13 protein-coding genes and 1 pseudogene are annotated in these 12,262 nt (G+C 70.7%); all 14 read left to right on the top strand.

Going from position 1 to position 12,262, the window contains the following annotated elements:
- On the top strand, positions 1 to 1,683 hold a 1,683-nt coding region (rho, locus tag ABD481_RS45715; protein ID WP_344672217.1), incomplete at its 5' end, for a transcription termination factor Rho.
- A gap of 74 nt (positions 1,684 to 1,757) precedes the next feature.
- Entirely contained in the window at positions 1,758 to 2,567 is an 810-nt protein-coding gene (locus ABD481_RS45710; protein ID WP_344672216.1) for an alpha/beta hydrolase family protein, read from the top strand.
- A gap of 117 nt (positions 2,568 to 2,684) precedes the next feature.
- A complete protein-coding gene (gene rpmE, locus ABD481_RS45705) occupies positions 2,685 to 2,900 on the top strand; it encodes a 50S ribosomal protein L31 (protein WP_344672215.1) in 216 nt (71 codons plus the stop codon).
- Positions 2,901 to 3,021: 121 nt separating this feature from the next.
- The gene (prfA, locus tag ABD481_RS45700; RefSeq protein ID WP_344672214.1) at positions 3,022 to 4,092 is read left to right on the top strand and encodes a peptide chain release factor 1; all 1,071 of its coding nucleotides are present in this window, start codon (positions 3,022 to 3,024) and stop codon (positions 4,090 to 4,092) included.
- An 83-nt stretch (positions 4,093 to 4,175) separates the two neighbouring features.
- Entirely contained in the window at positions 4,176 to 5,021 is an 846-nt protein-coding gene (gene prmC / locus ABD481_RS45695; protein ID WP_344672218.1) for a peptide chain release factor N(5)-glutamine methyltransferase, read from the top strand.
- A gap of 27 nt (positions 5,022 to 5,048) precedes the next feature.
- Positions 5,049 to 5,699 (top strand): L-threonylcarbamoyladenylate synthase, encoded by a 651-nt coding sequence (locus ABD481_RS45690; RefSeq protein WP_344672213.1) that lies wholly within the window; start codon positions 5,049 to 5,051, stop codon positions 5,697 to 5,699.
- A 405-nt stretch (positions 5,700 to 6,104) separates the two neighbouring features.
- Positions 6,105 to 7,559, top strand: coding sequence for an MraY family glycosyltransferase (locus ABD481_RS45685; RefSeq protein WP_344672212.1), 1,455 nt, complete (start codon positions 6,105 to 6,107; stop codon positions 7,557 to 7,559).
- 303 nt (positions 7,560 to 7,862) lie between these two features.
- Positions 7,863 to 8,342 (top strand): Cg1360 family ATP-synthase-associated protein, encoded by a 480-nt coding sequence (locus ABD481_RS45680; RefSeq protein WP_344672211.1) that lies wholly within the window; start codon positions 7,863 to 7,865, stop codon positions 8,340 to 8,342.
- Positions 8,343 to 8,516: 174 nt separating this feature from the next.
- A complete protein-coding gene (locus ABD481_RS45675; RefSeq protein WP_344672210.1) occupies positions 8,517 to 8,894 on the top strand; it encodes an AtpZ/AtpI family protein in 378 nt (125 codons plus the stop codon).
- A 97-nt stretch (positions 8,895 to 8,991) separates the two neighbouring features.
- Positions 8,992 to 9,843 carry a F0F1 ATP synthase subunit A gene (gene atpB, locus ABD481_RS45670; RefSeq protein ID WP_344672209.1) on the top strand — a complete coding sequence of 284 codons (852 nt, stop codon included), beginning with the start codon at positions 8,992 to 8,994 and terminating at the stop codon, positions 9,841 to 9,843.
- Positions 9,844 to 9,987: 144 nt separating this feature from the next.
- A complete protein-coding gene (atpE, locus tag ABD481_RS45665) occupies positions 9,988 to 10,242 on the top strand; it encodes an ATP synthase F0 subunit C (RefSeq protein ID WP_344672208.1) in 255 nt (84 codons plus the stop codon).
- 44 nt (positions 10,243 to 10,286) lie between these two features.
- On the top strand, positions 10,287 to 10,838 hold the full coding sequence (locus ABD481_RS45660) for a F0F1 ATP synthase subunit B (RefSeq protein WP_344672207.1): 552 nt from the start codon (positions 10,287 to 10,289) through the stop codon (positions 10,836 to 10,838).
- On the top strand, positions 10,838 to 11,653 hold the full coding sequence (locus ABD481_RS45655) for a F0F1 ATP synthase subunit delta (protein WP_344672206.1): 816 nt from the start codon (positions 10,838 to 10,840) through the stop codon (positions 11,651 to 11,653). The genes ABD481_RS45660 and ABD481_RS45655 overlap by 1 nt, the downstream gene beginning before the upstream one ends.
- 175 nt (positions 11,654 to 11,828) lie before the next feature.
- Positions 11,829 to 12,262, top strand: a pseudogene (locus ABD481_RS45650) (F0F1 ATP synthase subunit alpha); the annotation flags it as partial.

Here is a 12,262-nt window from a genome sequence, read left to right as displayed (position 1 = left end):
GTGGCGGCCGCCGCGGCCGAGGCCGCCGCGTCGGCCGAGCGCCCGGACCGGACCGACCGGACCGACCGCACCGACCGTACCGAGCGCCCCGAGCGCACCGACCGGGCGGTCAAGGCCGCCGAGACCGCCGTGGCGACCGCGGAGGGCGCCGCGCCGGCCTCCGGCGAGTCCGCCGAGGGCGACCAGCAGCGCAACCGCCGGGATCGGCAGAACCGCCGCGACCGGGACCGCGGCGGCCGCGGGACCGAGGCCGACGGCGGCCAGCCGGCCGGCGGCCGGGACCAGAACCGCGACGGCGGCCGGGACCAGAGCTCCGGCGGGCGCGACCAGAACCGCGACCAGAACCGCGACCAGAACCGGGACCAGAACCGGGACTCCGGCTCCGGCGGCAACCGCCAGCAGAACAACAACGCCAACGACTACGACGACGACCGCCGCGGCAACCGCCGCACCCGGGACCGCAACCGCAACCGCGAGGACCGGCAGAACCGCCGCACCCGCAACCGGGACGGCGGCGGCAGCGACGTCGAGACCACCATCACCGAGGACGACGTCCTGATCCCGGTCGGCGGCATCGTCGACATCCTGGACAACTACGCCTTCGTGCGCACCTCCGGCTACCTGCCCGGCCCGGACGACGTGTACGTCTCGCTGGCCATGGTGCGCCGGCACAACCTGCGCAAGGGCGACGCCGTGACCGGCGTCATCCGGGCCCCGCAGGAGGGCGAGCGCCGGGAGAAGTTCAACGCCCTGGTCCGCCTGGACTCGATCAACGGCCTGGAGCCGGGCTCGGCCCGGCAGCGTCCGGAGTTCACCAAGCTGACGCCGCTGTACCCGCAGGACCGGCTGCGCCTGGAGACCGAGCCGGGCATCCTGACCACCCGCATCATCGACATGATCGCGCCGATCGGCAAGGGCCAGCGCGGGCTGATCGTGGCCCCGCCGAAGACCGGCAAGACCATGGTGCTGCAGGCGATCGCCAACGCGATCACCCAGAACAACCCCGAGTGCCACCTGATGGTGGTGCTGGTCGACGAGCGGCCCGAAGAGGTCACCGACATGCAGCGCTCGGTGAAGGGCGAGGTCATCGCCTCGACCTTCGACCGTCCGGCCGACGACCACACCACGGTCGCCGAGCTGGCCATCGAGCGGGCCAAGCGGCTGGTGGAGCTGGGCCACGACGTGGTGGTGCTGCTGGACTCGATCACCCGTCTGGGCCGGGCCTACAACACCAGCGCGCCGGCCTCCGGCCGCATCCTCACCGGCGGTATGGACAGCCAGGCGATGTACCCGCCGAAGAAGTTCTTCGGCGCGGCGCGCAACATCGAGAACGGCGGCTCGCTGACCATCCTGGCCACCGCGCTGGTGGAGACCGGCTCCCGCCTCGACGAGGTGATCTTCGAGGAGTTCAAGGGCACCGGCAACATGGAGCTCAAGCTGGACCGCAAGCTCGCCGACAAGCGCATCTTCCCGGCGGTCGACGTGGACCCGTCCAGCACCCGCAAGGAGGAGCTCCTGATGAGCGCCGAGGAGCTCGGCATCGTCTGGAAGCTGCGCCGGGTGCTGCACGCGCTGGACCAGCAGCAGGCCATGGAGCTGCTCCTGGACCGGATGAAGAAGACGAAGTCGAACGCCGAGTTCCTGATGACCATCCAGAAGACGACGGTCGGCCCGCAGGAATAGCCTTCGGGGCGCGAGTCCGGCGAGACGATATAGTCCGACGGGTAAGACTCGGTGACTCGTAAGAGGACATCGGCATGAGTAAGGTGGCCGGGGTGACGATCACCCCGGCCACTTTTGCCTATGGTCCGCACCCGTCTCAAGGAGCCGATCTCTATGTGCCCGAGGGCGGTGGTCCCTTTCCGGTCGCGGTGCTGATCCACGGCGGATTCTGGCGCACCCCCTTCGACCGCGAGCTGATGGAACCGCTGGCCGAGGACCTGGCGGCGCGCGGGATCGCGGCCTGGAACATCGACTACCGGCGGGTCGGGGACGGCGGCGGCGGGAACGAATGGCGGGTCACGCTCGACGACGTCTCGGCGTCCTTGGACCAACTCGGCGCGGTGTCCGGGGAGTATCCGCTGGACACCGATCGCACGGCCCTGATCGGTCATTCCGCGGGCGGACATCTGGCCCTGTGGCTCTCCTCGGAATTCCAGGTGAGCGCGGTCGTCGCCCAGGCAGGGGTCTGCGACCTCTACGACGCAGCGCACGAGCGCCTCGGGCTCGGCTCCTCGCGCGAAGGGCTCAAGGTGCTCGACGTCCCGGCCGCCGTGGAGTTCCTGGGCGGGACGCCGGAGCAGGTGCCCGACCGCTACGCGGTGGCCTCCCCGTCGGCGCTGCTGCCGCTGGAGACGCCGCTGCTGCTGGTGCACGGCGGCCAGGACGACCGGGTGCCGGTCGGCCAGGCCCGGGCCTTCGCCGACGCCGCCCGGGAGGCCGGCGACGAGGCCGAGCTCGCCGAGTTCCCGGAGATGGGCCATTTCGAGGTGCTCGACCCCAGGCACGAGAGCTGGGCCCGGACCCTGCAGTTCCTGGCCCAGCGCCTCAAGGGCGGGTCCTGGTGACGGTGCGGCGACCGGAAGTGGAATAACCACCCCCGCGGCCCCGTTAAGATAGTTCGTCGGTCCCGGTTCACCCCATCCGATGGAGACCCGGCGGCCACCTCGACCTAAGGAGCCGAAATGAAGCCTGACATCCACCCGACCTACGTGGCCACCACTGTGACCTGTGGTTGCGGCGCGAGCTTCACCACCCGCAGCACCGCCGCCAACGGCGTGATCCACGCCGAAGTGTGCTCGCAGTGCCACCCGTTCTACACCGGCAAGCAGAAGATCCTCGACACCGGCGGCCGGGTGGCGCGCTTCGAGGCCCGTTTCGGCAAGAAGGACGCCAAGTAGCACCTTCGACGGCGTCGGAACCGCGTTCCGGGGGTTCTCCCGGCAAGGGCGGTCCGGCGCCGTCGTCGTGTTTTCGCCGACTGGTTCCCTCTTCTCCGGCCCCTTGCAGTGAGGACGTGACATGTTCGAAGTGATCGACGACCTGCTCGCCGAGTACGCCGAGCTGGGGACGAAGCTCGCCGACCCGTCCGTCCACGCCGACGTCGACACCGCGCGCAAGCTGGGCAAGCGCTACGCCGAGCTCGGGCCGATCGCCGAGACCTACCGGGAGTACCAGACCGTCGGGGAGGACATCGACACCGCGCGCGAGCTGGCGGCCGAGGACCCGGCGTTCGGCGAGGAGATCCCCGGGCTGGAGGGCCGCCGCACGGTGCTGGAGGAGCGGCTGCACAAGCTGCTCATCCCGCGCGACCCGATGGACGAGAAGAACGTCATCCTGGAGATCAAGGGCGGCGAGGGCGGGCAGGAGTCCATGCTGTTCGCCGGCGACCTGCTCCGGATGTACATGCGCTACGCCGAGCGCCAGGGCTGGAAGACCGAGGTGCTGGAGTCCAACGAGTCCGACCTCGGCGGCTACAAGGACGTGCAGGTCGCGGTCAAGGGCCGGGTGAACGACGCCGGCGAGGGCGTGTGGGCGCGGCTGAAGTACGAGGGCGGCGTGCACCGGGTGCAGCGGGTGCCGGTCACCGAGTCGCAGGGCCGGATCCACACCTCGGCGGCCGGGGTGCTGGTGCTGCCCGAGGCCGAGGAGGTCGAGGTCGAGATCAACCCCAACGACCTGCGCATCGACGTCTTCCGGTCCTCCGGTCCGGGCGGGCAGTCGGTGAACACCACCGACTCCGCGGTGCGCATCACCCACCTGCCCACCGGGGTGGTGGTGAGCTGCCAGAACGAGAAGTCGCAGCTGCAGAACAAGGAGTCCGCGATGCGGATCCTGCGGGCCCGGCTGCTGGCGGTGGCGCAGGAGGAGGCCGACAAGGAGGCCTCCGACGCGCGCAAGTCGCAGATCCGGACCGTCGACCGGTCCGAGCGGATCCGCACCTACAACTTCCCGGAGAACCGCATCAGCGACCACCGGGTCGGCTACAAGTCGTACAACCTGGACCAGGTGCTCGACGGGGACCTGGACGCGGTGATCCAGGCCTGTGTCGACGCGGACACCGCCGCGAAGCTCGCGGCCGGGGGCAACTGAGGGGCGCGGACGCCGTGACTGATTCCACTCCGCCGGCCGAGCGGCCGGCGGACCGGCCGGCGGACCGGCCGGGTCCGTCCTCGCTGCTGCGCGCCGAGATCGCCCAGGCCGCGCTGCGGCTGGCCGAGGCCGGCGTCGGCTCGCCCCGGCACGACGCCGAGGAGCTGGCGGCCTGGGTGCACGGGGTGCGCCGGGCCGAGCTGCACCGGGTCGCCGACCACGATTTCGACGCCCGCTACTGGGAGGTGGTGGCCCGCCGGGCCAACCGGGAGCCGCTGCAGCACATCACCGGCGCGGCCTACTTCCGCTACCTGGAGCTGGCCGTCGGCCCCGGGGTGTTCGTGCCCCGCCCGGAGACCGAGGTGATGGTCGGCTGGGCCATCGACAAGCTGCGGGCCCTGGACGTGGCCGAACCGCTGATCGTCGACCTGTGCACCGGCTCCGGCGCCATCGCGCTGTCGATAGCGCAGGAGGTGCCGCGGGCCCGGGTGCACGCCGTGGAGCTGTCGGACGACGCCTACACCTGGGCCGCCCGCAACATCGCCGCGGCCGAGGCCGGGGAGCGGGTCGCGCTGCACCTCGCCGACGCCGTGACCGCGCTGCCGGAGCTGGACGGCCGGGTCGACTTCGTGGTGTCCAACCCGCCCTACATCCCGCTCACCGAGTGGGAGTACGTGGCCCCCGAGGCCCGCGACCACGACCCGGAGCTGGCGCTGTTCTCCGGCCCCGACGGCCTGGACCTGATCCGCGGCCTGGAGCGCACCGCGCAGCGGCTGCTGAAGTCCGGCGGCTGGGCCGCCTTCGAGCACTCGGACAAGCAGGGCGGCGAGGTCCAGCGGATCTTCCTGGAGGAGCGGGGCTGGGCCGAGGCCGCCGACCACCGGGACCTGACCGGCCGGCCGCGGTTCGTGACCGCCCGCAAGGGCTGAGCCGTCCGGTGGTTAAACTCAGCCACCATGAGCCGCCGATTCGACTGCAGCGATCCCGAGCAGCGCAAAACCGGACTGCGGGAGGCCGCCGGCGCCGTGCGCCGCGGCGAGCTGGTGGTGCTGCCCACCGACACGCTCTACGGCATCGGCGCCGACGCCTTCACCAACTGGGCGGTGCGCGCGCTGCTGGAGGCCAAGGGCCGGGGTCCGGCCATGCCCAGCCCGGTGCTGGTGCCCTCGCCGGCCACGCTGCACGGCCTGGTGGCCGGGATGCCGTCGGTGGGCTGGGAGCTGGTGGACGCCTTCTGGCCCGGCGGCCTGACCCTGGTGGCCATGCACCAGCCCACCCTGACCTGGGACCTGGGCGAGACCCGGGGCACGGTCGCGGTCCGGATGCCGCTGCACCCGGTGGCGATCGAACTGCTCACCGAGACCGGCCCGATGGCCGTCTCCAGCGCCAACAAGAGCGGCATGGCCCCGGCGCAGTCCGCGCAGGAGGCCCAGGACCAGCTCGGCGACGCCGTCTCGGTCTACCTGGACGCCGGGCAGGTCGGCGCCGATGGCGGCGCCAGCTCCATCGTCGACGTCACCGGCACCGTCCCGGTCCTGCTGCGCGAGGGCACGATCCGGTACGAGCAGCTGCTGGAAGTGGCGCCGACGATGGAACGCGCGGGCTGACCCGGACCGGCTGGCCCGGACCGGCTGACCCGGACCGGCTGATCCGGACCGGTTGAGGGCCGGCTGGCCCCGGCAGGCCGATCCGGGCGGGCCCGACTCGCCGGTGATGCTTTTCCGACGGCGTCCGGGCGGTCGCACACGCCCTCGATTCGACCAGACAGCCCAGGGCCGCCCCGGCGCTCCCCGAGCCGCCTCAACGGCCCCACCCGCCGCACCCCGCTGGTCGCCCCGGCCGCCCGGCCGGTCCGCGCCGAAGAACGGTTCCGTTCCACAGTTGTGACGCACCGGCTGCCGATAGTCGGCGTAGGGTTGTCTGGCGATACTGATGGTGCCCGACAGTCGGTGCCAGACAGTTCTTGCCGGCACTGTCGGCCGGCGCCCAGCCCGGAGTGAGAAGCGGAGAGGATGGATCCCCTCGTGCGGGAATACCTGCTCGCCATGACGGTGGCCCTGGCGGTGACCCTGCTTCTCGGCGGCCCGATCCGGGCGCTGGCGGTGCGGTTCGGGCTGGTGCCGGCGATCCGCGACCGGGACATGCACAAGACGCCGATCCCGCGCATGGGCGGCCTGGCGATGTTCGCGGGACTGGCCGCCGCGCTCATCGTCGCCGAGCACTTCCCGATGCTGGAGCGCAACGTCTACCACACCACCAACACGGTGCAGGCCCTGCTGTGGGGCGCGTTCCTGGTGGTGGTGCTGGGCGTGGTGGACGACAAGTACGAGCTGGACCCGCTGACCAAGCTGGCCGGCCAGATCTTCGCCGCCTCGGTGATGGTGGTCAAGGGCATCCAGATCAGCTGGCTGGTGATCCCGGGCATGGGCATCGTGGCCGTGGACCCGACGCTGTCCATCGTGCTGTCGGTGTTCCTGGTGCTGCTGCTGATGAACGCGGTGAACTTCGTCGACGGCCTGGACGGCCTGGCCGCCGGCATCACCTGCATCGCGGGCCTGGCCTCCTTCGCCTACTGCTACCGGCTGGCGATCAGCTACAAGCTCACCGGGGCCACCGCGCCGGCCCTGATCGCGATCGTCACCGTCGGTGTCTGCCTGGGCTTCCTGGCCCACAACTGGGACCCGGCCCGGCTGTTCATGGGCGACACCGGCTCGATGCTGCTGGGCATGCTGCTGGCCGCCACCTCGATCACCGTGATGGGCGGCATCGACCCCTACCAGCTCGGCCAGTACGTCCAGCTGCCGGTCAACCAGACGGTCACGGTGCACAAGCTGGTTCCGGTCTACCTGCCGCTGATCATGCCGGTGTCGGTGACCCTGCTGCCGATCGCCGACATGGTGATGGCGGTGGTGCGGCGCACCCGGGCCGGGATGTCGCCGCTGGCCGCCGACAAGGGCCACCTGCACCACCGGATGCTCCAGATCGGGCACTCCAAGCGGCGCGCGGTGCTCATCATGTACTTCTGGGCCGCGCTGGTGGCCTTCGTCACCGTGCTGTTCGCCGTGACGCCGTCCCGCCAGCCGGTGGTCTACGGCGCCATAGCGATGACCCTGGTGGGGCTGCTGATGCTGCTGGGCCCTCGGCTCGGCGACCACCGCGAGCGGCTCCGGGCCAAGGCCCGGCTCCGGCGCGGCGCCCCGGCGGCGCCGGCCCGGCACCGGGCGCAGGCCGGACCGGGTGCGGCCGGCCCGATGACGGCTCCGGGCGCGGGCCACGCCGCCGGCCCGGCCGGCCCGGCCGGTGCGGCGCCGGCTCCGGCCACCGCGAACGGGGTCCAGATCGCCGCCAACGGCGTCCAGGTCTCGGCCGCCGCCCCCGGCGCGTCCGAGACGGCCGTCATCCCGGCCATAGCGAAATCGCCGGACGACGCCGAGGGTGCGCGGCGGCCGCGCTCGCTGTCACGTTGATCACATCCGCCGGTCGCTCGGCGTCCGCCGGCCGGTCACGCGGTGTCCACCCGCTCCGGTCCGCCCAGGTCAAAAAAGTACGCACTCTGACGGAGCCGGACCGCAAAAACACTGGTCGCGGGCGTCCCGGAAAACGGTTCGTGCGTAGTCGACGAGCTTGTGATAGCTTTCACGAACAAGGGGAGACCGGGGTTGGTGAGCGGAACGACACAACCTCTTAACCACCGAAGCCCCGTAACCTGAACCGACACGATGCGGTGCCGGAGTCCCGGCAGCGACCTACAAGACTTCTTAAGGGAAGCCATGCAGGCCATTGACGCCCGATTGTTGCGCGGAGCAGCGGTACCCACCGCCGCCGCCGGCGCGATCGCCGTCGTGCTCTGCACCGTGCTGGTCGGCGGCAAGGGCCTGATCGGGGCGCTGCTCGGCAGCGTCATCGTGCTGGCCTTCTTCTCGGTGACGATCGTCATCATCAGCCGCGTCGCGCAGTCCCAGCCGCAATTGCTGCTCGGCTACGCGATGCTCACGTATCTCGGCAAAATCATCTTCCTCGCCGTGCTGATGATCGCGTTCAAGCACACCACCTTGTTCCACTTCCGGTCGTTCGGGTTCACCATGCTGGGCCTGACGCTGGTGTGGCTCGCCGCCGAGACCCGCGCGGTGCTGAAGACGAAGATCTTCTACGCGGACCCGTCCGCCATCCCGGACTCGCTGAAGCCCGCGGCGCCCAAGCGCCCCGAGAGCACTGCCGAGTCCGAACCGTCGCCCCTCGGCGGCCGGTAAGCACCATGACCGTCCCACGACCGGCCGGACGGCCGGAGATGACGCGTCGCCTGCCCTCCGTTCGGATTCGAACGGTGTCGGGTGCGGGCCACCTAACGCATTCCAGCGTGCCGCTCACGCCTTCTCAGCTGGGTTTCAGGGAAGGTCATCTCTCCTGCTATCGTCCGAGGCGGCATGAGCAGTATGAGCAGTACCCAGAAGCCGAATCCGCCGGGGCCCCCCGGCGAGAAGGCGTCGCCCGGGAAGACCGAGAAGAAGGTCGACCCGGCCGCGATCACCGGCTACCTGTTGTCGGGCATGGTCCTCTACGGCGGCCTCGGTTGGCTGATCGACAGGTGGGCCGGCACCTCCAACGTGTTCGCGCCGATCGGGGTGGTCTTCGGACTCGCCGCCGGGCTGTTCCTCACCTTCCGGCAGCTGTCGGTGCTGGAGCGGCAGGAGCGCGCGGAGCTGCTGCGCAAGCGGCGCGAGCGGGCCGACGCGGCCGCCGACGCGCTGGCGGCGCGGCAGGCGCAGGATTCGCAGGACCAGCAGGACCCGCACGACCGATAGCCACGACACATCCAGTGCCGATCGCGCGAGCCGGGGCAGCCCGATCGCGCCGACACCTGAAGGTTGCCGTCACGATGAGCCAGTCTGGACACACACGATGAGCCTTAGTCTCGCCACCGGCACCGTCCTCGCCGCCGAGGGCGGCGAGGGGTGCGGCAACGGAACGCCGCACCTGTTCGGGAACAACGGGGGCTTCAACTGCGTCGCTCCCAGCGATGCGATCTTCGACTTCTCCAACCGGCCGTGGTTCCACATCGCCGGCTGGGGCGTCACCAAGCCGGTCGTGCTCGCCGTGCTCATCACGGTGCTGATCGTGACCTTCTTCTGGGCCGCCTTCAACAAGCCGCGGATGGTGCCGCGCGGGGTCCAGAACATCGGCGAGGTGGCCTACCTGTTCGTCCGGGACCGGATGGCCCGCGACTCCATGGGCGTCAAGGGCGACAAGTACGTCCCGCTGCTGTTCTCGCTGTTCTTCTTCGTCTGGCTGATGAACGTCATGTCGTTCGTCCCGGGCATCCAGTTCCCGGTGTCCTCGCGCATCGCCTTCCCGGCGGCGCTGGCGGTCATGGTCTGGCTGACCTACATGTACGCCGGCTTCAAGCGGCACGGCCTGGGCTACTTCCGGGTGCTGGGCGTCCCCAGCGGCGTGCCGCTGGGCATCCTGTTCATCCTGACCCCGATCGAGCTGCTGTCGAACATCTTCGTGCGGCCGTTCACGCTGGCGATCCGGCTTTTCGCGAACATGTTCGCCGGCCACCTGCTGATCGCCACGTTCTCGATCGGCGCCTGGTACATGTTCAGCGTCAAGGGCATCTTGTTCTCCGGCGCGAGCTTCACCATGGCGATCGTGATGACCGGCTTCGAGCTGTTCATCCAGGCCCTCCAGGCCTACATCTTCGTGATGCTGACCGCGAGCTACCTCGCCGGCGCACTCGAGGAAGCGCACTAGGACCACACAGGTACTACGTGCTCGTGCGCTTTCTTGTTCCCGACAAGGGGCGCCGGCAGGACACAACTCAAGATCCAGCACCACCATCCATAGCCGACCGTCGGGCACACTGCCCGCCGGCCAACCAAGAAGGAACTCACTGACATGAGCGCTCTGGTCCAGCTGGCCGCCGACACCACGAAGTCCGAGCTCACCCTGGGCGGCATGGGCTTCCTCGGCTACGGTCTGTCGGCCATCGGCCCGGGTATCGGCGTCGGTCTCATCTTCGGCAACGGCGTGCAGGCGATGGCCCGCCAGCCCGAGGCCGCCGGCATGATCCGCACCAACATGTTCATCGGCTTCGCGCTGACCGAGGCGCTCGCGCTGCTCGGTTTCATCGCGCCGTTCGTCCTGAAGTAAAGAGCCATCCCGAGCCACTTCGGACCTAGGGAAGGTGGAAGACCATGGCAGCAGGAGTCATCCTGGCTGAGAGCCCGATCATGCCGCAGGGCGACGAGCTCGTCGTCGGCACCATCGCGTTCCTCATCATCTTCGTGATCTTCTGGAAGAAGCTGCTTCCGAGCATCAAGAAGACCCTCGACGAGCGCACCGACGCGATCGAGGGCGGTATGAAGCGCGCCGAGGAGGCCCAGGCCGCCGCCGCCGCGTTGCAGGAGGAGTACCAGCGCAACCTCACCGAGGCGCGCCACGAGGCCGCGAAGATCACCCAGCACGCGCGCGAGCAGGGTGCCGAGATCGTGGCCCAGCTGCGCGGCGAGGGCCAGGAGCAGCGCGACAACCTGGTGGCCGGCGGGCGGGCGCAGCTCGACGCCGACGCCGCGGCGACCCGGGCGGCGCTCAAGGGCGACCTGGGCTCGCTGGCCATCGAGCTGGCGGGCAAGATCGTCGGCGAGTCGCTGGAGGACGAGGCCCGGCAGCGCGGCACCGTCGACCGGTTCCTGGCCGAGCTGGAGGCCAAGGCGGACGCCCAGGCGACCGCGAAGGCGGGTGCCTGATGCAGGGCGCCAGCCGCGAGGCCCTCGCGGCCGGGGCCGACCGCCTCGACGCCCTCACCTCGGCGCCGGGCGCTGATGTCGCCGGCATCGCCGACGACCTGTCGGCGGTCGCTACCGCCTTCGGCCAGAACGCGCGGCTGCGCCGCATGCTGACCGACCCGGCCCGGCCGGCGGCCCAGCGTGCGGACATCGCGACCGCGCTGCTGGCCGGCAAGATCGGCGCCGACGCCGCCGCCCTGGTGGCCGGCCTGGCCCGGTCCCGCTGGAGCGCCCCGCGCGACCTGTCGGACTCGGTGGCCGCGCTGTCGGTGCGCGCCGACCTGGCGGTCGCCGAGCGGGACGGCAAGCTGGACGAGGTCGAGGACGAGCTGTTCCGGCTGGGCCGGGTGCTGGACTCCAACGGCGACCTGGCGCTGGCCCTGGGCGACACCCGGGTGGCCGCCGACAAGCGCCTGGCGCTGGTCGACGGGCTGCTCGGCGGCAAGGTGGACGCGACCACGTACCGGCTGGTGGGCCGCCTGGTGGCGAACCCCCGCGGCCGGTCGATCAGCGCCGGTCTGGCCGAGGTCGGCAAGGCCGCGGCCGAGCGCCGGCAGCGGCTGATCGCGTACGTGAAGGCCGCGGTGCCGCTGACCGAGCAGCAGCGGACGCGGCTGCAGGCGGTGCTCAAGCGGCTGTACGGGCAGGAGGTCCACCTGAACCTGGACCTGGACCCGGCGGTGCTGGGCGGGCTGTCGGTGCGGGTCGGCGACGAGGTCATCGACGGCACGGTCGCCACCCGGCTGGCCCGGGTGCAGCGGCAGCTCACCAGCTGAGCACCCCGCGGCACGCAGCGGCGCTCGGCGTCACGGCTCGGCGTCGTACAAGTAGGACACAGCAGTACCCACCAGAAACGACCTGCGGGTGGTGGCGGCGGGCGGAATCCCTCTCCTGCGGGAGCGGGGCCCGCCGCTGCCCGGCCCGGATGAATCTAGGAGAGCAGGAATACTCATGACGGAGCTCACGATCCGTCCGGAGGAGATCCGGGACGCGTTGGAGCGCTTTGTCGCTTCCTACGAGGCGCCCGAGGCGTCGAAGGACGAAGTCGGCACCGTGGTCGAGATCGGCGACGGCATCGCCAAGGTCGAGGGTCTGCCCTCGGCCATGACGAACGAGCTGCTGAAGTTCGAGGACGGCACCCTCGGTATCGCCCTGAACCTGGACGTCCGCGAGATCGGCGTGGTGGTCCTGGGCGACTACGCCGGCATCGAGGAGGGCCAGAAGGTCTCCCGCACCGGCGAGATCCTGTCCACCCCGATCGGTGACAACTTCCTGGGCCGGGTGGTGAACCCGCTGGGTGAGCCGATCGACGGTCTGGGTCCGGTCGAGGCCGAGGGCACGCGCATCCTGGAGTTGCAGGCTCCCGGTGTGATGGCGCGGCAGTC

It is taken from the genome of Catenulispora yoronensis (assembly GCF_039531695.1).
GTDB lineage: Bacteria > Actinomycetota > Actinomycetes > Streptomycetales > Catenulisporaceae > Catenulispora > Catenulispora yoronensis.
The sequence above is the reverse complement of the archived record's forward strand: the minus strand, read 5'-3'. Positions and strand labels throughout refer to the sequence as shown.

What these genes read in the sequence shown, in the direction of transcription:
- ABD481_RS45710 (WP_344672216.1), top strand. Translation starts at nt 1,758, where the DNA reads ATGAGTAAGGTGGCCGGGGTGACGATCACCCCGGCCACTTTTGCCTAT.
- rpmE (WP_344672215.1), top strand. Translation starts at nt 2,685, where the DNA reads ATGAAGCCTGACATCCACCCGACCTACGTGGCCACCACTGTGACCTGT.
- prfA (WP_344672214.1), top strand. Translation starts at nt 3,022, where the DNA reads ATGTTCGAAGTGATCGACGACCTGCTCGCCGAGTACGCCGAGCTGGGG.
- ABD481_RS45690 (WP_344672213.1), top strand. Translation starts at nt 5,049, where the DNA reads ATGAGCCGCCGATTCGACTGCAGCGATCCCGAGCAGCGCAAAACCGGA.
- ABD481_RS45685 (WP_344672212.1), top strand. Translation starts at nt 6,105, where the DNA reads ATGGATCCCCTCGTGCGGGAATACCTGCTCGCCATGACGGTGGCCCTG.
- ABD481_RS45680 (WP_344672211.1), top strand. Translation starts at nt 7,863, where the DNA reads ATGCAGGCCATTGACGCCCGATTGTTGCGCGGAGCAGCGGTACCCACC.
- ABD481_RS45675 (WP_344672210.1), top strand. Translation starts at nt 8,517, where the DNA reads ATGAGCAGTATGAGCAGTACCCAGAAGCCGAATCCGCCGGGGCCCCCC.
- atpB (WP_344672209.1), top strand. Translation starts at nt 8,992, where the DNA reads ATGAGCCTTAGTCTCGCCACCGGCACCGTCCTCGCCGCCGAGGGCGGC.
- atpE (WP_344672208.1), top strand. Translation starts at nt 9,988, where the DNA reads ATGAGCGCTCTGGTCCAGCTGGCCGCCGACACCACGAAGTCCGAGCTC.
- ABD481_RS45660 (WP_344672207.1), top strand. Translation starts at nt 10,287, where the DNA reads ATGGCAGCAGGAGTCATCCTGGCTGAGAGCCCGATCATGCCGCAGGGC.
- ABD481_RS45655 (WP_344672206.1), top strand. Translation starts at nt 10,838, where the DNA reads ATGCAGGGCGCCAGCCGCGAGGCCCTCGCGGCCGGGGCCGACCGCCTC.